The organism is Shinella sp., from assembly GCF_035998705.1.
Lineage (GTDB): Bacteria > Pseudomonadota > Alphaproteobacteria > Rhizobiales > Rhizobiaceae > Shinella.
Genome location: NZ_DASYHH010000014.1, coordinates 131,843 through 154,535 on the forward strand (window position 1 = coordinate 131,843; position 22,693 = coordinate 154,535).

A 22,693-nucleotide genomic window follows, 5' to 3' on the forward strand; every position below is an offset into this window, starting at 1 on the left:
CCGGTAATGCTGGGCGGCTTTTTCGTTTCTACCGAATGATCGCCCGGCGGACGTCGTTTTGCAGGTCGCGCGCGGTGCCGGCCTGGCTGCGCCATTCCTGCCGCTGCACGAAATCCGGTATGGCGTCGGCCGGCATGGGGCGGGCGAGCGCATAGCCTTGCAGGATATCGCAGCCGAGATCGCGCATGATGGCGACATGCGCCGGCGTCTCGACGCCCTCGGCCACGACCTCTATATTCAGCGAGCGGCCGATTTCCACGATGGTGGCGACGAGCTTGCGCTGGCCCGGCGAGCGGCTGACGGGCTTGATGAGCTGGCGATCGATTTTCAGGCGCCGCGGCCTCAGCTTCATCAGGCTGACGATCGAGGCGTGGCCGGTGCCGAAATCATCGATCTCGATATCGATGCCGAGCTTGCGCATCTCGGCGAGGTTCTCCAGCACCGTGCGGTCGCAATCGTCGAGGAAGATCGATTCCAGGAGCTCGAACGAGAGCGAATTCGGGCGGATGTCGAGCGTGCGCAGTGAATGGGCAAGCTCGGAATCGTGCAGGCGCTTCGACGAGACATTGGCCGAGATCTTCGCGATGCCGAGGCCGTTCGCCTCCCATCGCGCAAAATCGGCAAGCGCCTTTTCCAGCACGATCCGGTCGATCGTCGCCACACAGTCGAGGTCCTCGGCGATCTTGAGGAAAGTATCGGGCGTGAGGATGCCGCGCGTCGGATGATCCCAGCGGGCGAGCGTTTCGACCCCGACGATATCGAGCGTGCGGGCGCAGAACTGCGGCTGGTAATAGGGCAGGAAGCGGCGCTGCTCGATGCCGGAGAGGATCTCGTCGGCCGTCTGCTTGTTGATGCTGATCTGCGCCTGGAAATCGCTGGTGAAGAATTCGTGCCGGCTGCGGCCACGGTTCTTGGCGCGGTAGAGCGCGAGGTCGGCATTGACGAGCAGCTGCTTGGCGTCGATCGCCGCACCCGACAGGCTGGCAATGCCGACGCTGGCGCCGAAGCGGCAGATATGGCCGTTGAAGGTCACCGGCTTGCGCATGGCGTCGACGATCGCCTCGGCAAGCTTCGCGAGGTTGCGCCCGCCGGAGCCGGTGGAGAGGAATACGAACTCGTCGCCGCCGATGCGCGCGACGAAATCGTCCGGCCCCTTCAGCGCGTTCAGCAATCCTGCGGCATGGACCAGCATCTGGTCGCCGGCAAGATGGCCGAGCGTGTCGTTGATTTCCTTGAAGCGGTCGAGGTCGATATGCAGCACCGCGAGCCGGCTGCCGGTCTCCTGCGCCTCCTTCGCGGCCGCCTGTATGGTCGCGTCGAGATGGCGGCGGTTCGGCAGGCCGGTCAGGTGGTCGTGCAGCGCGGTATATTCGATGCGCGCCCTGGCCGCTTCCAACTCGTCGTTGCGGGCTTCGGCGAGAGTCTTGGCGCGCTTCAGTTCTTCCTGCAGGCGCACGTCTTCGGTGACGTCCCAGTTGGCGCCGATGAGGCGGGGCACGCCGGTCAGGTCGAGATAGGGGGCGGCGCGCCCGCGCACATGGCGGATCTCGCCGTCGCCGCGGATGATTCGGAATTCGTTGACGAAGTCCTGGCCGCGGAAGATGCCGTCGGCGACCGTCATCGTGGCCTTGAGGCGATCGTCAGGATGGAGAGCACGCTCCCAGGTCTCGGAATCCGGGTCTGCGTCAAGGCCGTATATGCCGATCATGCGGTCGTCCCAGCGCACCTCGGACGTCTTGAGATTGATCTCGAAAACGCCGATGCGCGATATATCGAGGGCAAGTTCCAGGCGGCGGGACATCTGTGCGAGCCGCTCTTCCGCCTCCTTGTGCTCGGTGATGTCCGTGTCCGTGCCGGCAATACGGCTCGGCTTGCCGTCCGCGCCGTATTCGACCACCGCGCCACGGCTCTCGATCCAGATCCAGTGTCCATCCTTGTGCCGTTCGCGGTAGCTGAAGACGTTGAAGGATGCCTGGCCGCTTTCCTGCCTGGCGATTTCGGCCAGCACATGCGCCCGGTCGTCCGGATGCACGGTCTGGATCCAGGTGTCGAGCGAGGTGTCGATCGGATCGTCCGGCCGCAGGCCGCGGATGGCGCGCCACTGGCGGGAATAGAAGAGGTCGCCACGCGCGAAATCATGGTCCCAGACGCCCTGGCCGGCGGATTCCAGCGCGTGGTTCCAGCGGCTTTCCCGTTCCGCCAGTTCGAGCGCGTTGCGCTTGCGTTCGTCGACATCGATCGTCTGGACGATCATGGCCGGGCCCAGCGCCTCGCCGGGAAGGGCGGGCGGCTCGATGAAGGAGGCAAGCACCCAGAATTCGCTGCCATCCGGCCGTAGCAGGCGGACCTCCCAGGGCGTTTGTTCGGCGAGATGCGGGCGCATGGCCAAGGCGATGGCCGGGCGATCCTTGGGCGAGACGCAATCCGTGAAAGGTGGGAGATCGGCGACGGACGCGACGCCGAATGCGCGCAGCAGGCTGGCATTCGCATCGATGATGCGGCCGTCGGCATCCAGCGCTGCAAAACCGAAGCCGGAGCGCGCAAAAAGCCGGCGATAAAACGGCTCGGGCTCCGCTTCTCGCACGGCAATGGAGGTCGAACCGAAAGGTTTGGCCATGAAACGCGGCGCCTGCTTGAACTAAACAGCCAGAGCGTGCAGGATTTCTATGAAATTCCTCTTAATGACGAAATACCGCCTTCAGGCTAGCGTCATTCGGGCGCCTTGAGGCGGCTCAGGAACTGGGCGAAGACCATCGTGCCCTCCGGCCATGGGCCGTGGCCGGATTCCGTGTTGATATGCCCGGCTTCGCCGGCATCGAGAAGCAGCGCGCCCCAGGCGGCGGCGATGTCGTCGGCGTGTTCATAGGTGCCGAACGGATCGTTGCGGCTGGCGACCACCAGCGACGGGAAGGTCAGCGGCTCGCGCGGGTAGGGACCGAAGGTCGTCAGGTGTTTCGGGCGGATGTCCTGGTTGGCGACATCCGGCGGCGCGACGAGGAAGGCGCCGGCGACCTTGTTGCCGAGGTGGGGCGCGGCATGGATGGCGGCGGCGACGCCGAGCGAATGGGCGACGAGCACGACGGGCTTCGTCGCGGCCGCCACTTCCTCGACCACGCGTTGCACCCAGTCTTCACGCACCGGCTTTGCCCAGTCCGCCTGCTCGACGCGGCGCGCCGAGCCGAGCTTGTTCTGCCACCGGCTCTGCCAGTGTTCCGGCCCGGAATTGGTGTAGCCGGGAACGATGAGGATTTCCGCTTCTGACGCTTTCATGCGGCCGCATGTGCGTTCACGAAGTCCTGAAGTCAAGAGGGGAGGACAAATCGCCGGCCGGGTGTATAATCCGCCATCTTCGATGCAATGACGGCCGGCCGTACTGGCGGACGATTACCCTCCACACGCGCGCACGCCGTGACGGTTTATAACCGGCAAGGAGGAGTGATCATGGCGACTTTTCATGTGATGGCAGGCCACGACAGCGTGGTGGCGCGCCCGGCGATCCGGCGGATCGGGCTTTCCGACGTCCGGGACGCGCTGGCGCGCGGTTTTGACGATTTTCGCGCAAAACCCTCGCACTATGTCTTCCTCAGCCTGATCTACCCGATTTCGGGCGTTGTGCTGGTCACCTGGAGTTCCGGCGCCAACCTGCTGCCGCTGATCTTTCCGCTGATTGCCGGCTTCGCGCTGCTCGGCCCTTTCTTCGCCATCGGCCTCTACGAGATCAGCCGGCGGCGCGAGCGCGGCATGGATACGTCCTGGCGCCATGCGCTGGATGTGCGCCATTCTCCGGCGCTGCCCTCCATCCTTGCCGTCGGCGCCATGCTGATGGCACTTTTCGTCGCCTGGCTGGTCTTCGCGCAAATCCTCTATACCAGCCTGTTCGGGCCGGAGCCGCCGCAATCGCTCGCGCTGTTCCTCGCCTCCATCTTCAGTTCTGAAAACGGGCTCCTGCTGATGCTTGCGGGCAATGCCATCGGCTTCTGCTTCGCGCTGATCGTGCTGGCGACGACCGTCATCGCCTTTCCGATGCTGCTCGACCGGGATGTCGGCGCCGTCGCCGCGATGGAGACGTCGCTGCGCGCAACGCTGATCAACCCGGTGCCGATCGCCTGCTGGGGCCTGATCGTCGCGGCGCTGCTGATCATCGGCACGGTGCCGCTCTTCGTCGGTCTTGCCGTGGTCATGCCGATCCTCGGCCACGCCACCTGGCATCTCTACCGCAAGATCGTTGTCGACGAACCGCAATAGGAATTTTACGGGTGTAACGCGCGCCAGGAGGAGGGCGCAAGGCCGCCCGTCAGAGGGGGGCGATGGCGCCATTGGCGCCATCGCCGTTTCTGGTCCTCACGTCCTCACTGACGTCAGACGGTGCCGAAGACGCGGCGGAAGATCGTGTCGACGTGCTTGGTGTGGTAGCCGAGGTCGAACTTTTCGCGGATCTGCTCTTCGGACAAGGCGGCGCGCACTTCCGCGTCGGCGAGCAGCTCTTCCAGGAAATCCTTGCCCTGTTCCCAGACCCGCATCGCATTGCGCTGCACGAGGCGGTAGGCGTCCTCGCGCGAAACGCCGGCTTGCGTAAGGGCAAGCAAAACGCGCTGTGAATGAACCAGGCCGCGGAACTTGTTGAGATTCTTCAGCATGTTCTCCGGATAGATCACCAGCTTCTCGATGACGCCGGCAAGCCGGTTCAGCGCGAAGTCGAGCGTCACGGTCGTGTCCGGGCCGATCGCGCGCTCGACGCTGGAGTGCGAAATGTCGCGCTCGTGCCAGAGCGCCACGTTTTCCATCGCCGGCGTCACGGCCATGCGCACGAGGCGGGCGAGGCCGGTGAGGTTTTCCGTCAGCACCGGGTTGCGCTTGTGCGGCATGGCGGACGAGCCCTTCTGGCCCGGCGAGAAGAACTCTTCGGCTTCCAGCACTTCCGTGCGCTGCATATGGCGGATCTCGATCGCGACATTCTCGATCGACGAGGCGATGACGCCGAGCACGGCGAAGAACATGGCATGGCGGTCGCGCGGGATGACCTGCGTGGAGACCGGCTCCGGGGTCAGGCCGAGCTTTTCGCAGACATGCTCTTCGACGCGCGGATCGATATTGGCGAAGGTGCCGACGGCGCCGGAGATCGCGCCGGTGGCGATTTCGGCGCGCGCTGCCACGAGGCGGGCGCGGTTGCGGTCCATCTCGGCGTAGAAGCGGGCGAGCGTCAGGCCCATCGTCGTGGGCTCGGCATGGATGCCGTGGCTGCGGCCGATGCGGATCGTGTCCTTGTGCTCGAAGGCGCGGGCCTTGAGCGCGGCCAGCACGCGGTCCATGTCGGCGAGCAGGATATCGGCGGCGCGCACGAGCTGGATGTTGAAGGTCGTGTCCAGCACGTCGGACGACGTCATGCCCTGGTGCACGAAGCGGCTGTCGGGGCCGACGAATTCGGCGAGATGCGTCAGGAAGGCGATGACGTCATGCTTGGTGACGGCCTCGATCTCGTCGATGCGGGCAACGTCGAATTCGGCCTTGCCGCCCTTTTCCCAGATGGTCTCGGCCGCCGATTTCGGGATGACGCCGAGGTCCGCCAGCGCGTCGCAGGCGTGCGCCTCGATCTCGAACCAGATGCGGAACTTCGTTTCGGGCGACCAGATGGCGACCATGTCCGGTCGGGAATAGCGGGGGATCATCGGCTCAAGACTTTCTCAGGTGGGCGTTGCCGCCGCTTTAGCAAAGATGGCCGGCAAGCTCAACGCATGTGTGAGGGCATGCATCGCGCGAGCCACAGGCTGGCGCCCGCAAGCACGGGCAATCCCACCGGCAGGTAGAGCCCGAGGCCCATGACGAGGAACTGGTAACAGGCGCCGAGCGACGTGAAGACGAACTGATAGGCCCAGATGCGCGTGCCGAAGGGCTGGTGCCATTGCGCATAGAACAGCCGGTAGTCCATGGCGAAGAAGAATGCGGTGAGCGCGATGGTGCCGAGGCCGAGCAGCGCGAAATGCGCGGCGAAACGCGTTTCGACGTTGCGGCGCCGCGTCAGCAGGCGGGCCATCGGCAAAGCGATGAGCCAGGCGGCAAGGCCGCCAGCGGCGTAGATCGAGAGGATCGTATCGAGGTGGAAGGTCTCGGTGCGCCCCTGCATCACGAGCGATACATAGGCGCAGGCGACCATCAGCAGGCCCCAGCCCACGGCGCCGCCGAGATGGAGCGGCAGGGAGGGCAGGATTGGAGTTGGTTCGCGAAACGCTGCGCCCGTCGTGCCCGCCGCGACATCCATGCTCAAGGCCGGAAGGGAACGGCGATCCAGCGGCCGTCGCTGCCCTCGAAGCCGAAGCTGCGCACGAGCACCAGAGCGACATGGACCGGATCGGCGCCGAGCGGGCTGAAGGTCACGGCGCCGGAGATCTGGTAGGAATGCGGGCAATTGCGGCTGTCCGGCACGCGCGTATCCGCGTGGAGCACCTCGTCGGCCGCCGCACCGTCACGCTTGACGAGCGTCAGGCGAAAGCCCTTGCCGCCCTCGATCACGAGGTCGCGGCAGCGGTCTGACACGTCGAGCGGGATGTCGTCGATCGCCAGCGCGAAGCTGCCGCCGGGCGTCGGTTCGATGGCATATTGCAGATATTCGAGGCGCTTGCGATCGACGCCCACTTCGCCGACCGGATTGAAGGCGGCGAGCACGCCGGGATTGGAGAGCACCTTGTGCTGTTCGATAAGGCTTTTCGCCTTGCCGAGGCTTTCGGCGCGCGCCTTGGCGAGGTCCGCCTCCTCGTTATCGATGCGCACGCGGATCGGCGTGCCGGAGAGATAGGAATCCTTCTCCGTGTCGATGAAATAGAGGTTCGAATAGGGAAAGCCGGAGCCGTCCTGGACGCCGAATTCCTCGTAGGCAAAGACCTTTCCGTCCGGCGAGAAGCCGAGCGTCTGGTAGCTCGCGAAGTCGCCGGCCGATGCGCCGGCCGCCGCCAGCAGGGAGGCGAGCAGCGCGACTGCCGCCGCTCTTCCGAAAACCGTCACGCCCGCGCACCCTCCGCATTGCTGCGCAGAGTGTCGATGGTTTTGCGATAGGCGTCAACATGGCCGCCGCCGAAGATGGCCGAGCCCGCGACGAAGACATTGGCGCCGGCGGATGCGGGCAGCGCGATCGTATCGACCGCGATGCCGCCATCGACCTGGATGTCGATCGGCCGGTCGCCGACCATTTTTCGCACGCGGCGCAGCTTCTCCTGCATCAAGGGAATGTATTTCTGGCCGCCGAAACCGGGGTTGACCGTCATGACGAGGATGAGGTCGATCTTGTCGAGCAGATAGTCGAGAATGCTTTCCGAGGTCGCGGGATTGATCGACACGCCGGCGCGTTTGCCCAGCGCCTTGATCGCCTGCAGCGAACGGTCGAGATGCGGGCCGGCCTCGGCGTGCACCGTGATGCTGTCGCAGCCCGCCTTGGCAAAGGCTTCGAGATAGGGGTCGGCGGGCGCGATCATCAGGTGGCAGTCGAAGAAGGCGTCGGTGTGCGGGCGCAGCGCCTTGATGACATCCGGGCCGAAGGAAATGTTCGGCACGAAATGGCCGTCCATGATGTCGAGATGGACCCAGTCCGCCCCGGCCGCGACGACGTCGCGCACTTCCTGGCCGAGTTTCGCGTAGTCGGCGGCGAGGATGGAGGGCGCGATCCGGATGGGAAGGGTCATGTCAGGCTCCCTGGAAAAGGATGTGGGGCAAGGATTTCGGCGTCGCCATACCATCCCCGGCAGGGGGGAACAACGGGCGAATTTACCGCATCGACCAGCTTGGCATGACATCGCCGGGCATCGGAACCGCATCGTGCACGCCGCGGGCGATGGCGCGGGCCATGGTGGAGGCGGCGGCAGCGCAGAGCGTGATGAAATCCTCCGGTGCCGGCGCGCGGCCGCTCCTGCCGGTGGCAAGCGCGAAGACGAGGTCGCCGTCGAGCGGGGTATGCGCCGGCCAGAGCGCGCGGGCAAAGCCGTCATGGGCGGCAATCGCCAGCCGCTTGGCCTCCGCCTTGCTCAGCACGGCATCGGTGGCGATGACGGCGATGGTGGTGTTCTCCACGCCCGTCGGGCGTCGCGACAGTTTGGTGCGCGGCATGCGGGCGTTAGCAGGGAAGGGTGCCGGCAGGCCGAGGCCGCCGAACTCGTCGCCTTCCTCGAAGGGGGCCGCCCAGAAATGTCTCGTGTTGCCGATGGTCGCGGAGCCGAGCGCATTGACGGCCACCAGCGCGCCGACGGTGAAGCCGCTCTCCAGCACGCTGGAGGCCGAGCCGAGGCCGCCCTTGACGGTCGCGGTGAGCGCGCCGGTGCCGGCACCGACGCTGCCCGTCTCGAAATCGGCGGCCGCATCGGCAAGCGCCGCATAGCCGAGCTCGCGATAGGGCGGGTAGCGCCCCCAGTCCTTGTCGCCGCCGTTCATCAGGTCGAAGAGGATGGCGGCGGGCACGATCGGCACGCGAAAGGCCCCGACGGCAAAACCGCGCCCGGCCTCGCGCAGACCCGCCTGCACGCCGGACGCCGCATCGAGCCCGAAGGCCGAGCCGCCGGCAAGCACGATGGCATCGACCGTCTGCACGGTGTTGTGCGGCTCCAGAAGATCGGTCTCGCGCGTTCCCGGCGCGCCGCCGAGCACCTGCACCGCGGCGGTGGCGGGCTCGTCGCAGACGACGACGGTGACGCCGGAGCGCAGGGCATGATCCGTCGCATTGCCGACCTTCAGGCCGGCGACATCGGTGATGCTGTTTTTCGCGCCCGGCTTCATCTATTCGCTTTCCGGCGCTGTGCCGGCCGGCACGAAGGCACCCGCGCGCCAGACGAGCAGGCGATAAGGATTGTCGCCGAGTTCGTGGTCCGCGCCGAAAGCGACCGGGCCGATCGCCGTCGCGAAACTGCCGCTTGCGAGTTTTTCCGCAAGATCGCCGCCCTCGGCGGCTGCCGTTGCAAGCGCGGTTATGGCGGCATGGGCGGGCAACACGTAGCCTTCCGCAAAAATGTCCTTCGCCTTCATCGCCGCCGCGACCGCCTGGCCCTCCGGCAGCGCCGCATAGTCCGGCAGCGCGATCGCCTCGACGCCGTCGGTCATCGGCACGCTCGGGTCGGCACCGAGCAACGCCTCGCCGCCGAGCAGCGCCAGCGACACCTTTTCGGCTTTTGCATCCCGCGCGATCACCGCGATATCGGTGCGGTCGCCGCCGACGAAGACATGGGTGACGCCGGTCTGCGCAAGGCGGCGCACGAGGGTGAGCTGCTGTTCCTGCGCCGGGCGATAGGTGTCGACGAAGACGGCCTTCATGCCGACCTCCTCCAGCCGCAGCCGGATGGCCTCGACCAGCTCGCGGGCATGGATCGTGCCGTCGTCGATGAGGGCGAAGGGTTCGGATTTCCAGTCGCGGGTGATGACCTCGACCGCCTTGTCGGCCTCCGCCTTCGGGCCGGGCGCCAGGCGGAAGAACGGCCATGTCTTCTTCAGCGCGTCTTCCATGAGGATGCCCGAGCGCACGGAGAGCGTGATCGCCGGCACCTTTGCCTCGGCGAGCGCCGGCAGCGAGGCCGCAAGTCCTTCCGTGCAGAGGAAGCCGACGGCGGCAACGGCGTCCGCGGCCAGGATCTGCGTCGCGATCCCGTCGCCGTCGGTCTCGTCGCAGGCTTCCGGGATCTCCACGACCGTGTCGCCATTCGCCTCCGCCGCAAAGCGCGCGCCGTCGCGCACCTGCTGGCCGAGGATCGCGAGCGGCCCATCCGCGGGCGCGACGACGGCGAAGGTGAGGCCGGCGGCCGTCGCCGGCCAGGCCGAAAACACCGAGGCGCCGATGAGGCTGGCGATGAAAAAGGTCTTCATTCTCAATCCATGGATCGCGATGATGCCCTTTGTACGGGCCGGGCCGGCGCGGTCAAAGAAAAATATCGTCACAAATCCGCGCTTGTCTCTGGCAGGACAGGAAAATTCGACTTCAGGGGTTACATTTTTCTTCACTTTCGCCATGTATCTCCTGTGTTGAAGGAGAATGCCGTGTTGGACAGATTGATGCTGGACCCGTCGCTCTACCGTGATGCGATGAGCCGCTATGCCGGCCATGTGCAGATCGTGACGACGGCGCACGAGGGCGAGAAGCGCGGCGTGACGATCACCGCCGCCTGCTCGGTGTCGGACAATCCGGCCATGGTGCTTGCCTGCCTCAACGCCTCCAACCCGAACAATGCGATCTTTTCCAGGAGCGGCCATTTTGCGCTGAATTCGCTTTCCGCCGACCAGGTCGAGCTTGCCAACGCCTTTTCCGGCCGCGATCCCGCGATGACGTCGGAAAAGCGCTTCGCCATGGGCAATTGGGGAGAGCTGGTGACCGGTTCTCCGGTGCTGATGGATGCGCTTGCCGCCTTCGATTGCCGGCTCGTCGAATTGAAGGTCATGGCGACGCACATGATCCTGATCGGTGAGGTGATGGGCATTTCCACCGGCGAGCACAAACCGGCGCTTCTCTATATGGACCGGGGCTACCACACGCTATAAGTTCGACCTTCGGAACGGAGGAGCGGCTTGGTTTACCAGCGCGGACATATCCCGCAATCGATCGATGAAACCGTGGAGATGCTCTCGGCCGGCAATTACCTCGCCGGGCGCTCGCTCGCCACCGTGCTGTTTCTCGCGCTGCGCATGAAGCGGCCGCTGTTCCTCGAAGGCGAGGCCGGCGTCGGCAAGACGGAGATCGCCAAGGTGCTGGCCGCCTCGCTCGACCGCCCGCTGATCCGCCTGCAATGTTACGAAGGCCTCGATATTTCCTCGGCTGTCTACGAGTGGAACTATCCGGCGCAGATGCTGGAAATCCGGCTAGCCGAAGCCTCCGGCACCACCGACCGCGGCCGTATCGAGGCCGATATCTTCTCCGAGCGCTACCTGATCCGCCGCCCGGTGCTCCAGGCGCTTTCCGCGCCGGACGGCCGCGCGCCGATCTTCCTGATCGACGAGCTGGATCGCACCGACGAGGCCTTCGAGGCGTTCCTCCTGGAAGTGCTGTCCGATTTTCAGGTGACGGTGCCGGAGCTCGGCACGATCCGCGCCGCCGAGCCGCCCATCGTCATCATCACGACGAACCGCACGCGCGAGGTGCATGACGCCTTGAAGCGGCGCTGTCTCTATCACTGGGTCGATTATCCGCAGGCGGCCCAGGAACTGGAGATCATCCGCCGCAAGGTGCCCGGCTGCAACGACACGCTGTCGCGCCAGGTTGTCGCCTATGTGCAGAAGCTGCGCATGCTCGATCTCTTCAAGAATCCCGGCGTCGCCGAAACCATCGACTGGGCGACGGCGCTGACCGAACTCGACCGGGTGGCGCTCGATCCCGAAACGGTCGCCGATACGCTCGGCACGCTGCTGAAATACCAGGACGACATCGCGCGCATCGACGGCGCGGAGGGCCGCAAGCTGCTCGACGACGTCAAGGCCGGTCTGGCAGCGGCGGGCTGAGCGATGGTGATGGTGGTGGAAAGCGATGTTTCGAACGCCGTGGATGGGCGGCTTGCCGACAATATCGTGTTTTTCGCCCGCGTGCTGAGGAAGGCCGGCCTGCGCATCGGGCCGGCGGCCGTTACGGACGCCATCGAGGCCGTGCAGGCGATCGGCATCGGCGACCGCGAGGAATTCTATACGGCGCTGCACGCGACACTCGTGAAGCGCCACGAGGACGATGCCGTCTTCGACGAGGCCTTCCGGCTCTTTTGGCGAGCGCGCGACCTTGTGGGGAAAATGATCGCGCTGATGTCGCCCGTCGTCACGCGGCACGAGGAGCGCGAGAAGCGCAAGGCGGGCGAGACCCGCGTTTCCGATGCGCTGTTCGGACGGCAGGAGCAGCGCCTTCGCGACGAGCCGGATATCGAGATCGACGCCCGTTTCACCGCCTCCGGCAGCGAGGTTCTGCGGCGGACGGATTTCGCGCAGATGACGGCAGCGGAGCTTGCCGAAGCCAAGCGCGCCATATCCAATCTCGTGCTGCCGCTGGACGAGGTGCGCACGCGCCGCTTTCGCCGCAGCACCCGACCCGTCGCGATCGATGCGCGCGCCACGATGCGTCATGCCATGCGCACCGGCGGCGCGCTGATCCTGCCGCGCCACCGCGCGCCGAGGACGGTTCATCCGCCGCTCGTCGTGCTCGCCGATATTTCCGGTTCGATGAGCCAGTACACGCGCATTTTTCTCCATTTCCTGCATGCGCTCGGCGACCATCGCCGCCGCATGCATGCCTTTCTGTTCGGCACGCGGCTCAGCAACGTCACCCGCCCGATGCGCCATCGCGATCCCGATCTCGCCGTCGAGGCATGCAGTCAGGCGGTCAGCGACTGGTCCGGCGGCACGCGCATCGGCGAGGCGCTGAAGGAGTTCAACCGGCTATGGTCGCGCCGCGTGCTGGGGCAGGGCGCCGTCGTGCTGCTCATCACCGATGGGCTGGAGCGCGACGGCATCGAACTGCTGGAAACGGAAATGGACCGGCTGCACCGCTCCTGCCGGCGGCTGATCTGGCTCAATCCGCTGCTGCGCTTCGAAGGGTTCGAAGCCCGGGCGCGCGGGGTTCGCGCCATGCTGCCGCATGTCGACGACCTGCGGCCGGTGCACAATCTGGATGCCATGGCGGACCTGGTGGCAGCACTTTCGGGTGCTGCCCCGCGCGGTGCCGGCGACCCGCGGCGTTTTATGCCGGCGGCATGAGGAGATGAAAATGGACGCAACCGCAAACGACGTGCTCGACCCGCTGACCATCGCGGAACGCTGGATGGACGACGGGCGCATGGTGGCGCTCGCCACCGTGGTCGAGACCTGGGGCTCGGCGCCGCGCCCGGTCGGCAGCCATCTGGTCATCGACGGCGAGGGCAATTTCCACGGCTCCGTTTCCGGCGGCTGCGTCGAGGGCGCCGTGATCGGCGAGGCGATGGAGGTCATTTCCGAGGGTGAGCCGCGCATGTTGGAATTCGGCGTCGCCGACGAGACCGCCTGGCGCGTCGGCCTCTCCTGCGGCGGGCGTATCCGCGTCTATGTGGAGCGTATCGGCTGATGGATCCCTACCTGCTGCGCAAGCTGAACGCGGAACGCACGGCGCGGCGCGCCGTCATCCACCTGACGGATCTCGGCGACGGGCGCGACCGCGTGATCCGCGAGGGTGACCCGGTGGCAGGACCGCTCGGCGATGCGATAACAAACGCCCTGCGGTCCGGAAAATCCGGGGTGGTGGAGGCGGACGGCCGCCAATTCTTCCTCAACGTGCATCTGCCGCCGGCACGCATCGTCGTCATCGGCGCGGTCCATATCAGCCAGGCGCTGGCGCAGATGGCGAGGGTGGCGGGCTTCGACATCACCATCATCGATCCGCGCACGGCCTTTGCCACGGAGGAGCGTTTTGCCGATATCGACCTCGTCGCCGACTGGCCGGAGGATGTGCTGAAGGCGCGGCCGCTCGATGCCTATACGGCGCTCGTCGCCGTCACGCATGATCCGAAGATCGACGATTTTCCGCTGTCGCAGGCGCTTGCCATGGGCTGTTTCTACATCGGCGCGCTCGGCAGCCGGAAGACGCATGCCAAGCGTGTCGAGCGCCTGACGGCGCTCGGGCACGGCGAGGCGGCGATCGCGCGCATCTCCGCCCCCATCGGCCTCGATATCGGTGCCGCCAGCCCCGCGGAGATCGCGGTCGCCATCCTGGCGGATATCGTCGCGCATCTGCGTCGCCGGCCTCTGCTCGGGACCACGTCATGATTTTTGGCGAAGTTCCGGTTGCCGAGGCTGTCGGCGCGCGTCTGGCGCATGGCGTGCGCATCGACGGGCTGTCGCTGCACAAGGGGCATGTGGTGACGGCAGAGGATCGCGACGCGCTGGCTGCCGCCGGTGTCGTGACCGTCATCGCCGTGCGGCTCGAGGCCGGCGATATCGGCGAGGACGAGGCGGCATCGCTGATTGCCGCGGCAATCCCTCCGGATCATCTCACCTTCACCCCGCCCGCGACCGGCCGCATCAACCTGCATGCGACGGCGAACGGGCTTTTTGTCGCCGACCGGGCGGCGATCGACCGGTTCAACCGGGTCGATCCGGCAATCACCGTCGCCACCCTGCCGGACCATGCCAGCGTTACGGCCGGCGACATGGTGGCGACGATCAAGATCATCCCGCTTGCCGTTTCCGGCGAACTCGCCCGCAAGGCCGCGGCCGTCATGGCGACCAGCCGGGCGCTGGAGGTCAAACCCTTCGCGGCGCACCGCGTCGGCCTTGTCGCGACCGAACTGCCGACGCTCAAGGTCTCCGTGATGGACAAGACGCGCCGCCTCGTCGAGCAGCGCCTGCAGCCGTCCGGTAGCCGGCTAACGGGCGAGGCGCGGGTGCCGCACCGGGCGGGCGCGCTTGCGCAGGCAATCCACCGGTCGGCCGCGGACAACGACCTCGTCCTCGTCTTCGGCGCCTCCGCCGTCACCGATCAAAACGATGTGATCCCGGCGGCCATCCGCGCCGCGGGCGGCGTGGTCGAGCATGTCGGCATGCCGGTCGATCCGGGCAACCTGCTGGTTCTCGGTCGCGTGGGCGCGGTGCCGGTGATCGGCGCGCCGGGCTGCGCGCGCAGCCCCAAGGAAAACGGCTTCGACTGGATTCTCGCGCGCATCTTCGCCGGAGAGAATCCGGGGCCGATGGAGATAACGGGAATGGGTGTCGGCGGTCTTCTCGCGGAAATTCCCACCCGCCCGCAGCCGCGTGACCTGCGCGGTCAGGAACAACCGTTGTCCGTCGCAGCGCTGGTGCTGGCCGCCGGCCGTGCCAGCCGCATGAACGGCAGCCACAAACTGCTTGCCGCCTTCGACGGCGAGGCGCTGGTGCGCCGCGCGGCGGAGGCAGCGCTTGCGGCAAAGCCCGCTCGCGTGCTGGTCGTCACGGGCCACCGGGCAGACGAGATCGAGGCGGAGCTTGGCGGTTTGAGGCTCGATATCGTGCGCAATCCGGACCACGCGCAGGGCATGTCGACCTCCCTTCGCGCCGGTATTTCCGCGCTCGGGCCGGGTTGCGACGGCGTCGTGGTGATGCTGGCGGACATGCCGCATGTCACCGGCGCCGACGTCCGCCTGCTGCTCGACGCCTTTGCCGCAGCCGGCGGCAATGCCATCGTCCGGGCGGTGTCCGGCGGCAAGCGTGGCAATCCCGTCGTGCTGCCACGCGCGACCTTTGCCGCCATCCGCGCGCTTGAAGGCGATGTCGGTGCGCGGCATATCGTCGAGAGCGCTGGGCTCGACATTGTCGACGTGGAGATCGGCGAGGCGGCGCATATCGATGTCGACACGCCGGAGGCGGTGCTGGCCGCGGGCGGCGTTCTGAAAGGGTAGGACATGGATCGTGATGGCATCGAAGAGATGTTCCAGGCGCTGGGACCGGTGACGATCAAGCGCATGTTCGGCGGCAAGGGCATCTATCACCAGGGCCGCATCCTGGCGCTCGAATTTAAGGGCGAAATCCTTCTGAAGGCCGACGAGGAAAGCGCGCCGGACTTTTCCGCCGCCGGCAGCCGGCAATGGCTTTACGAAGGCAAGAGCGGCAAGCCCGTGAAAATGCCCTATTGGTCCATTCCCGACGAGGCGCTCGACGATCCCGATATCATGGCGATCTGGGTGCGGCGGGCCTATGAGGCGGCCTTGCGCGCCCGCTGAAAAGCGGCCGGAAAACGCCGCAATCAAACTTGACTTATATTGTCATGTTGTCCATTACCGGAGGGTTCGCGCTTGAGTTTGCGCGAACGAAACGTCCGGTGAGGGTTCCATGACATACGATCGTTTTTCCGCGTCGACGCTACTTGCGGGCACGGCCATGGCGCTTGCGCTTCTGGCAACCGCGGGTCCGCTCAAGGCTCAGGATGCGACCGCCACGGACCTCCAGCAGATCGACGTCGAGGGCGACAGCGACGGGGACGGCATCATCGATATCCCGGCGGCAGTCTCGAAGGCCGATCGCGTCAAGATCCAGGAAGATTATGCCGGCGACGTCACGCAGGTGCTGCGCTCGTCGCCCGGCACCTTCACCCGTGAACCGTCGGACCAGCCGGGCATCACCGTCAATATCCGCGGTCTCCAGGGCATGGGCCGCGTCAACAGCATGATCGACGGCGTGCCGCAGACCTTTCGCAACCTGTCCGGTCACGGCGGCACCTTCGACAATATGCTCTATGTCGAGCAGAACATGCTGGTCGGCGTCGATGTGACGCGCGGTGCCGTCTCCGGCGCCGAGGGCATGGGCACGCTGGCGGGTGCCGCCAATTTCCGCACGCTCGATGTCGACGACGTGCTGCTGCCCGGCCGCGATTATGGCGTGATGACCTCGGTGCGTGCCGGCACGAACGGTTTCGACTATTCGCGCCTGCTGACGGGGGCTGCGCGCACCGACACGGGCGAGGGCGAGATCGGCATCGTCGGCGCGCTCAGCGATACGAAGAAGAGCCCCTATGACAACGGCGACGGCGTGTCTTACCCGTTTGCCGGCGACCAGCATCCGAAATCGGGCCTGTTCAAGATCAACCTTTCGCCGGATTCCGATCACAAGCTGGCGCTCGGCGCCATCTGGTACGGCAATGATTTTTTGCCGGGCAGTTCCGGCTACAACTGGCAGATCGAGAACCAGACCTATACGGCGAAATACACCTATCAGCCGGGCAGCGACCTGATCGATCTCAGCATCAACGCCTACCTCAACATCACGGATCTCGAATTCGACGGCAGCAACGGCAATGTCACCACGTTCGACGGCCGCAAGGGCACCAACACAACGACCGGCTTCGACATTTCCAACCGCATGCGTTTCGACCTCAGCGACGAGACCGAACTGAAGCTCACCTATGGCGGCGCCTATAGCCGCGACCGCTACGAGGGCAATGCCAAGCGCGGCGCCAATCCGGATGGAACGCTGGTCAAGGCCGGCGTGTTCAGCGAGGCGACGATCACGCGCGGCATTTTCGACCTGACCGGCGGCCTGCGCTACGATTACTGGTCGCTGGAAGGCATCAGCGGCTATGACGCGCCGGGCACCAATGGCTGTGCGGCCAATGGCGAGCCGTGCGCGATGGAAAAACTGTCGCGCGACGGCGGCGACCTCAACCCGAAGATCACGCTTGCCGCCCGCCCGCTCGACTGGTTGCAGCCCTATATAACCTATGCCCACACGTCGCGCCCGCCGACGGCGGCCGAGATGTTCTATCCGGGCGGCCACAGCTTCGATGGCTCTTCCGACCCGATCAACAACAACCCGAACCTCTCGCCGGAAAAGAGCCGCGGCTGGGATATCGGCGTCAACATGACGACGGACGACCTGCTGACGCCCGGCGATTCCGCCTGGCTGAAGGTCGGCTTCTTCCACAACCGCATCCGCGACTATATCACCTATGACATCGACACGGACGGCGCGGCGCGCTGGGTCAATGTCGATGGCACGACGGTCATGAAGGGGCTGGAACTGGAAGGCGGCTACGATGCCGGCCGGTATTTCGCCGGCTTCTCGCTGACGCTGGCCGATACCAACCAGCCGGAAGGGGCTGCTGCCGGTGTGGGCGGCGATACGGGCCGGCTTCCCGACGATTTCGCGACGATCGACGTCGGCATGCGATTCCTCGAGGAGACGCTCACCGTCGGCGGGCGCATGCGATATGTCGGCAAGAGCAAGCAGGCCTATATCAACCAGGAAATGGCCTTCGAGCTCGACGCCTATACGCTCTTCGACGCGCACGCCTCCTGGCAGATCAACGAGAACGCCAAGATCTTCGTCAATGTCGAGAACGTCTTCGACGAGAGCTACATGAAGGCGAATGCCGGCCTGATGGACAGCTATGGCGGCGTCAAGAACGGCCGCGGCCGCACCTTCATCATCGGCGCGACGGCGCGGTTCTGATCTATCTCTGCAAGGCCTTCACCGTGTCGGCAGCAAAGCGCGACAGCGGCGAGGGCAGGGCATCGAGCGCGAACCAGCCGAATTCCGGCAGCTTTTCCGGTTCCATGACGCGCGGCTCGCCGGCAAAATCCTCCGTCACATAGATGAGCGACAGCCAGTGCTGGCGCTCCTCCACGATGATCTGTTCGGAAATGCACAGGAAGTCGACGGTGCCGATCGTCAGCCCCGATTCCTCCTCGGCCTCGCGGCGGGCGGAATCGACGGCACGTTCCATATGGTCGATCTTGCCGCCGACGATGTTCCACGAGCCGGCTTCCGGCGCGCGAAGGCGCCGGTAGAGCAGGAGCCTGCCCTCACGCAAAATAGCCAGGCCGCAACCGAGGCCTGGCACATCGATGCCTGGAATGGACATGCTAGGAGATCAGGCCTTGCCGGCGATCAGCATGAAGGCGGGGATCTCGTCGCCGAAGCCGAGCGGCGTCGGGCCATCATCGTCGTCGCGGCGGTAGCGGTTGCGACGCTCACGGTTGTCGTCGTTGGCCGGACGCGGCGCGGCATGGTTCGCGGCGCGCGGGTTGCGAGCGGGTTGCTGCGGCCGCCCTTCCGTCTTGCGTTCAGCTTTCACAACTTCCACCTTCTCTTCGGTCTCGCTGGTCTCGGGGCGTGTCTCGGTCACGCGGGCTTCGCCCTTGCGGCCACGGGAGCGGTCACGATCACGACCGCCACGTTCGCGGCCGCCACGGGAGCGCTGTTCACGCTCCTCGCCTTCGGCCTGCGGCGGCAGGGCATCGAGGCCGCCGTTCAGCCATTCGACCTTCCGGTCGATCAGCTTCTCGATGGCGTCGACGAACTTACCGTCGCGCTTGGATACCAGGGTGAAAGCGGCGCCCGAGCGGCCGGCACGGCCGGTGCGGCCGATGCGGTGGACATAGTCCTCGGCATGGATCGGGACGTCGAAGTTGAAGACGTGGCTCACATCCGGAATGTCGAGGCCGCGGGCCGCGACGTCGGATGCCACGAGGAGGGTAAGCTTGTTTTCCTTGAAATTGGCCAGCATCGTGGTGCGGGAGCGCTGGTCCATGTCGCCGTGCAGCGCGCCGACGGAGAAGCCGTGGCGGTCGAGCGAACGGAAGAGGTCGGCAACGTCGACCTTGCGGTTGCAGAAGATGATGGCGTTCTTCAGGTCTTCCTGGGCGCGGATGAGGTCGCGCAGCGTCGCGCGCTTCTCGTAATCCTTGCTGTGCGTCGCCACCAGGCGCTGCGTCACGGTCGTGGCGGTCGAGGAACGGACCGAGACTTCGACGCGCTCGGGGTTCTGCAGGAAGCGGTCGGCCAGCTTCTGGATTTCCGGCGGCATGGTGGCCGAGAAGAACAGCGTCTGGCGCGTGAACGGGATCAGCTTGGCGATGCGCTCGATATCCGGGATGAAGCCCATGTCGAGCATGCGGTCGGCTTCGTCGATGACGAGGATTTCGACGCCGGTCATCAAGAGCTTGCCGCGCTCGCAATGGTCGAGCAGGCGACCGGGCGTGCAGATCAGGACGTCGGCGCCGCGTTCCAGCTTGCGGTCCTGTTCGTCGAAGGAGACGCCGCCGATGAGCAGTGCCACGTTCAGCTTGTGGTTCTTGCCGTATTTTTCGAAGTTTTCCGCGACCTGCGCTGCGAGTTCGCGCGTCGGCTCCAGGATGAGCGTGCGGGGCATGCGCGCCCGGGCACGGCCTTTTTCCAGAAGCGTCAGCATCGGCAGAACGAAGGAGGCCGTCTTGCCGGTGCCCGTCTGGGCGATCCCGAGGATGTCGCGCCGTGCCAGGGCTGGCGGAATGGCGCCCGCCTGGATGGGAGTCGGGATCGTATAGCCCGAATCCGTGACGGCAGAGAGGACTTTCGGGCTCAGGCCAAGATCAGCAAAAGTGGTCAAAGGGAAAACTATTTCCGTTCCGGTTCTTGCGAACGCAATGGGTTTCAGCGGTCGACGCGCCGCTAGGATGCAGCGCAGATATGCCGAAAGTGCCGGAAAGTCAAGGAAATCAGCGAATTTGGTGAATACCCGAGCAATTTGAAGGGTGTGGCGGATGGTTTTGCCATCCGCAGACCATCACTCTTGCGTTACGTCAATCCATATAGGTGGTCAACTTCATGCCGGCGGTGAGGAAGCGCATGGGGTCTATCGCCTTGCCGTCGCGGCGCACTTCGTAGTGCAGGTGGGGGCCGGTGGAGCGGCCCGTCGTGCCCGAAAAGCCGACCGGATCGGCCTCGTCCACATGGTCGCCGACCTTGACGAGAACGCGGGAAAGGTGGGCGTAGCGGGTCGTCAGACCGTCGCCATGGTCGATTTCCACCATGTTGCCGTAGCCGCCGTTGCGGCCGGCGACGACGACGGTGCCCGCACCCGTGGCGTGGATTTCCGTGCCCGTGCGCGCGCGAAAATCAATGCCGGCATGCAGCGCCAGGCGACCGAGAAAGGGATCGGTGCGGTTGCCGAAGCGGCTCGTGATGCTGCTTTGGGGCGAGGGATTGCCGAACGGCAGTTTTCGCGCCGTGCGGCGGGCGCTGTCGAGGCGTTCCAACGCGGTGTCGAGGTCGTTTATGGATTCTTCGAACGGGTCGGTGAACGTATCGGGCTCCACGAACGGGCCGCCAATCGCCAGGTCCGAATCGGTAGCCGGCATCTCAACCGTCTCCCGGGAGACGTCGAAGCCGGTGCGGCGCAAAATGGTCTGGATGGCATCCGCCGTTTCGGAGGCGCCTGCGGTCAGCGACTGGATGCGGTTGATCTGCTCGTGTTCGAGGTCCTTCAGCGAGAGCGTGACCTTGGAAAACAGCCGGTCGGCGCGGTCGGCGACCGATTCGCTGGTGGCGGCATAGGCGAGCTGCGTCGTCTTCTGGGGCACGCTTCCGGTAGAGCCCATGAGGGCATCGATGGCGTCGGCGGCGTTCGCCCGGCGGCCGTCGATCACCGGCGTCTCTTCGGTGACGCCGCTGCTTTCGGCGCGGCTCAAAAGCGCGTCGAGCTTGCCGTGGCGGGCGGAGAGGGCGGATTGCTGCTGCATCAGCTTCTCCACCTTCTCCTCCACGACCTGCTGGTCGAGGAGCTGGCGACTGGTGACGCGGTCGACCTGCGCGCGCAGGGCGGAAATGCGGTCTTCGTAGTCATGTTGCATGCGGGCCTGGCGCGCCATGGTGGCGCCGATCAGGTCGTCGCGCAGCACGAGGTAGGAGGTGGCGGCGAGATAGCCGACGGTGAACATGCCGGCGAAACAGAAGGTGACGGCGGCCATCCAGGGACGGATGGTCATGTGGCGGATCTTGTCGCCGCTCGCGAAGATCACGACGTGCTGCTTCGCGCGCTTTCCGAAGATGCGGTTTTCAGGACGCTCCGCCACAATTTACTCCCCGACCGGTTGTGCAGGTCTCGTGCGGGGAATTACACATTGTTAGGGTTAATAAAGCCTTTCCCGGCGGCGTTTTTGCCTTAAATATCAGCTCTGGCTGACAGAAACGAGCGAGCGGTAGAAGGACGGCGTCAGCCCGGCTTCGGCGCGCGCCACATCGTTGAAGGGCGGCTTCAGCGGCCCGCGAAAATTGGTACGCACCAGCTCCTTGAAGGTGGCCGACGGGTCCTTCTTTTCGCGGGCGCAAAGGAAGCGGAACCATTTCGCGCCGACCGCCACATGGCCTTTCTCGTCGTTGTAGATGATGTCGAGAATATCGGCGCTCGCGTCGTCGCCGGTCTCGCGCATCTTGGCCTGGAGCGTCGGCGTCACGTCGAGGCCGCGCGCCTCCAGGATCAGCGGCACGACGGCGAGGCGGGCCGTCAGGTCGTTGCGGGTGTCATGCGCGGCCTGCCACAGCCCGTCATGCGCCGGCAGGTCGCCGTAATCCGCGCCGAGCTCGCGCAGGCGATCGCGGATGAGGCGGAAATGTTTCGCCTCCTCGAAGGCCACCTGCATCCAGCCGTCGAAGAAGGAATGCGGCACGCGCACGGTGGTGAAGCGGGCGACGATGTCGAGCGCGAGATCGACGGCGTTGAGCTCGATATGGGCGAGCGCATGGAGCAGCGCGATGCGGCCCTTCTGCGTGTGCAGCGAGCGCTTCTTCATGTGCCTGGGCGGAATGAGTTCCGGCTTTTCCGGCCGGCCGGGCCGCGATGGCAGTACCGGATCGCGCGGCGAGCGCATCGAAAGCGTGCGCGCGAACCAGCGCCGCGCCGTCTCCTGCGCGAGCTCCGTCTTCAGGTCGAGATCGGCGGCAGAGATTGCCGCCGTGGTGCCGCCGCGAAGGCTTTCGATATGCGGAAGTTTTATCATTCCAGTGCCTTGAGCGGTGTTTTTAAAGTTTCCTGGCGGCGTCGAGCACGGCCTCGACATGGCCCTTGACCTTCACCTTCGGCCAGATTTCCGCAATCCTGCCTTCCGCGTCCACGAGCACCGTCGTGCGCTCGACGCCCATATAGGTGCGGCCATACATGCTCTTTTCCTTCCACACGCCATAGGCCTGCAGTGTCTCGAGGTTTTCGTCGGAGGCAAGCGGCACGCCGAGTTCGTATTTCTTCACGAACTTGTCGTGTTTCTTCACCGGGTCCGGCGAAAGGCCGATCAGGGCGACGCCGGCGGCCTCGAAATCGGCCTTGGCGGCGGTAAAATCCTTCGCTTCCGTCGTGCAGGCTTCCGTGTCATCCTTGGGGTAGAAGAAGAGGACGACGGGCCGGCCGCGCAATGCGGAGAGCGAGATGCTGCCGCCACCGTCGCGCGGGAGGGTGAAGTCCGGGGCCGCGGCGCCCGGGACGAGTTCTGCCATGGGATTTCCTTTC

22 protein-coding genes are annotated in these 22,693 nt (G+C 65.6%); 9 read left to right on the plus strand and 13 right to left on the minus strand.

All coding sequences use genetic code 11. The features are described from left to right. Positions 1 to 28 precede the first annotated feature (28 nt). Together VGN93_RS12175 and VGN93_RS12180 are read right to left on the minus strand one after the other, a co-directional pair. Complete coding sequence (locus tag VGN93_RS12175; RefSeq protein ID WP_327507697.1) at positions 29 to 2,617, minus strand: sensor domain-containing protein; 2,589 nt, start codon at positions 2,615 to 2,617, stop codon at positions 29 to 31. Positions 2,618 to 2,709: 92 nt separating this feature from the next. After that, the gene (locus VGN93_RS12180; RefSeq protein ID WP_327507698.1) at positions 2,710 to 3,270 is read right to left on the minus strand and encodes an alpha/beta hydrolase; all 561 of its coding nucleotides are present in this window, start codon (positions 3,268 to 3,270) and stop codon (positions 2,710 to 2,712) included. A gap of 171 nt (positions 3,271 to 3,441) precedes the next feature. On the opposite strand from VGN93_RS12180, the gene VGN93_RS12185 reads away from it, so the two are divergent. Then, positions 3,442 to 4,245 (plus strand): DUF2189 domain-containing protein, encoded by an 804-nt coding sequence (locus tag VGN93_RS12185; RefSeq protein ID WP_327507699.1) that lies wholly within the window; start codon positions 3,442 to 3,444, stop codon positions 4,243 to 4,245. 113 nt (positions 4,246 to 4,358) lie between these two features. Here the strand turns inward: VGN93_RS12185 and purB are convergent, their stop codons facing one another. From purB to VGN93_RS12215, 6 genes are all read right to left on the minus strand, one after another. After that, positions 4,359 to 5,666, minus strand: a complete 1,308-nt coding sequence (gene purB, locus VGN93_RS12190; RefSeq protein ID WP_319321600.1) for an adenylosuccinate lyase — start codon at positions 5,664 to 5,666, stop codon at positions 4,359 to 4,361. A gap of 59 nt (positions 5,667 to 5,725) precedes the next feature. Then, positions 5,726 to 6,256 carry a hypothetical protein gene (locus tag VGN93_RS12195; RefSeq protein ID WP_327507700.1) on the minus strand — a complete coding sequence of 177 codons (531 nt, stop codon included), beginning with the start codon at positions 6,254 to 6,256 and terminating at the stop codon, positions 5,726 to 5,728. 2 nt (positions 6,257 to 6,258) lie between these two features. Continuing rightward, positions 6,259 to 6,996, minus strand: coding sequence for a DUF2259 domain-containing protein (locus tag VGN93_RS12200; protein WP_327507701.1), 738 nt, complete (start codon positions 6,994 to 6,996; stop codon positions 6,259 to 6,261). Continuing rightward, positions 6,993 to 7,670, minus strand: a complete 678-nt coding sequence (rpe, locus tag VGN93_RS12205; protein WP_327507702.1) for a ribulose-phosphate 3-epimerase — start codon at positions 7,668 to 7,670, stop codon at positions 6,993 to 6,995. Before rpe ends, VGN93_RS12200 begins: the two co-directional genes overlap by 4 nt. Positions 7,671 to 7,752: 82 nt before the next feature. Then, positions 7,753 to 8,754: a P1 family peptidase gene (locus VGN93_RS12210; RefSeq protein ID WP_327507703.1), complete on the minus strand. Its 1,002-nt coding sequence runs from the start codon at positions 8,752 to 8,754 to the stop codon at positions 7,753 to 7,755. Further along, the gene (locus VGN93_RS12215; protein ID WP_327507704.1) at positions 8,755 to 9,831 is read right to left on the minus strand and encodes an ABC transporter substrate-binding protein; all 1,077 of its coding nucleotides are present in this window, start codon (positions 9,829 to 9,831) and stop codon (positions 8,755 to 8,757) included. Positions 9,832 to 10,017: 186 nt separating this feature from the next. Between VGN93_RS12215 and VGN93_RS12220 the strand changes: the two genes are divergently transcribed. From VGN93_RS12220 to VGN93_RS12255, 8 genes are all read left to right on the plus strand, one after another. After that, entirely contained in the window at positions 10,018 to 10,500 is a 483-nt protein-coding gene (locus VGN93_RS12220) for a flavin reductase family protein (protein ID WP_327507728.1), read from the plus strand. 78 nt (positions 10,501 to 10,578) lie between these two features. Then, the gene (locus VGN93_RS12225) at positions 10,579 to 11,454 is read left to right on the plus strand and encodes a MoxR family ATPase (protein WP_327507729.1); all 876 of its coding nucleotides are present in this window, start codon (positions 10,579 to 10,581) and stop codon (positions 11,452 to 11,454) included. Between the two features lie 15 nt (positions 11,455 to 11,469). After that, positions 11,470 to 12,690 carry a VWA domain-containing protein gene (locus tag VGN93_RS12230; protein ID WP_327507705.1) on the plus strand — a complete coding sequence of 407 codons (1,221 nt, stop codon included), beginning with the start codon at positions 11,470 to 11,472 and terminating at the stop codon, positions 12,688 to 12,690. Positions 12,691 to 12,700: 10 nt separating this feature from the next. Continuing rightward, positions 12,701 to 13,033 carry an XdhC family protein gene (locus VGN93_RS12235; protein WP_319321579.1) on the plus strand — a complete coding sequence of 111 codons (333 nt, stop codon included), beginning with the start codon at positions 12,701 to 12,703 and terminating at the stop codon, positions 13,031 to 13,033. Further along, on the plus strand, positions 13,033 to 13,731 hold the full coding sequence (locus VGN93_RS12240; protein ID WP_327507706.1) for an XdhC family protein: 699 nt from the start codon (positions 13,033 to 13,035) through the stop codon (positions 13,729 to 13,731). The genes VGN93_RS12235 and VGN93_RS12240 overlap by 1 nt, the downstream gene beginning before the upstream one ends. Next, a complete protein-coding gene (locus VGN93_RS12245; protein ID WP_327507707.1) occupies positions 13,728 to 15,338 on the plus strand; it encodes a molybdopterin-binding/glycosyltransferase family 2 protein in 1,611 nt (536 codons plus the stop codon). The genes VGN93_RS12240 and VGN93_RS12245 overlap by 4 nt, the downstream gene beginning before the upstream one ends. 3 nt (positions 15,339 to 15,341) lie before the next feature. Next, the gene (locus VGN93_RS12250) at positions 15,342 to 15,659 is read left to right on the plus strand and encodes a TfoX/Sxy family protein (protein ID WP_327507708.1); all 318 of its coding nucleotides are present in this window, start codon (positions 15,342 to 15,344) and stop codon (positions 15,657 to 15,659) included. 109 nt (positions 15,660 to 15,768) lie between these two features. Next, complete coding sequence (locus VGN93_RS12255; RefSeq protein ID WP_327507709.1) at positions 15,769 to 17,883, plus strand: TonB-dependent receptor domain-containing protein; 2,115 nt, start codon at positions 15,769 to 15,771, stop codon at positions 17,881 to 17,883. Between the two features lies 1 nt (position 17,884). Here VGN93_RS12255 and VGN93_RS12260 read toward each other — a convergent pair whose 3' ends face one another. From VGN93_RS12260 to VGN93_RS12280, 5 genes are all read right to left on the minus strand, one after another. Continuing rightward, entirely contained in the window at positions 17,885 to 18,295 is a 411-nt protein-coding gene (locus tag VGN93_RS12260) for an NUDIX domain-containing protein (protein ID WP_327507710.1), read from the minus strand. 9 nt (positions 18,296 to 18,304) lie between these two features. Continuing rightward, a complete protein-coding gene (locus tag VGN93_RS12265; protein ID WP_327507711.1) occupies positions 18,305 to 19,801 on the minus strand; it encodes a DEAD/DEAH box helicase in 1,497 nt (498 codons plus the stop codon). A 193-nt stretch (positions 19,802 to 19,994) separates the two neighbouring features. Beyond that, on the minus strand, positions 19,995 to 21,266 hold the full coding sequence (locus VGN93_RS12270; RefSeq protein WP_327507712.1) for a M23 family metallopeptidase: 1,272 nt from the start codon (positions 21,264 to 21,266) through the stop codon (positions 19,995 to 19,997). A 96-nt stretch (positions 21,267 to 21,362) separates the two neighbouring features. After that, a complete protein-coding gene (locus VGN93_RS12275; RefSeq protein ID WP_327507713.1) occupies positions 21,363 to 22,190 on the minus strand; it encodes a ferritin-like domain-containing protein in 828 nt (275 codons plus the stop codon). A 22-nt stretch (positions 22,191 to 22,212) separates the two neighbouring features. Further along, the gene (locus VGN93_RS12280) at positions 22,213 to 22,680 is read right to left on the minus strand and encodes a peroxiredoxin (protein WP_327507714.1); all 468 of its coding nucleotides are present in this window, start codon (positions 22,678 to 22,680) and stop codon (positions 22,213 to 22,215) included. Positions 22,681 to 22,693 lie beyond the last annotated feature (13 nt).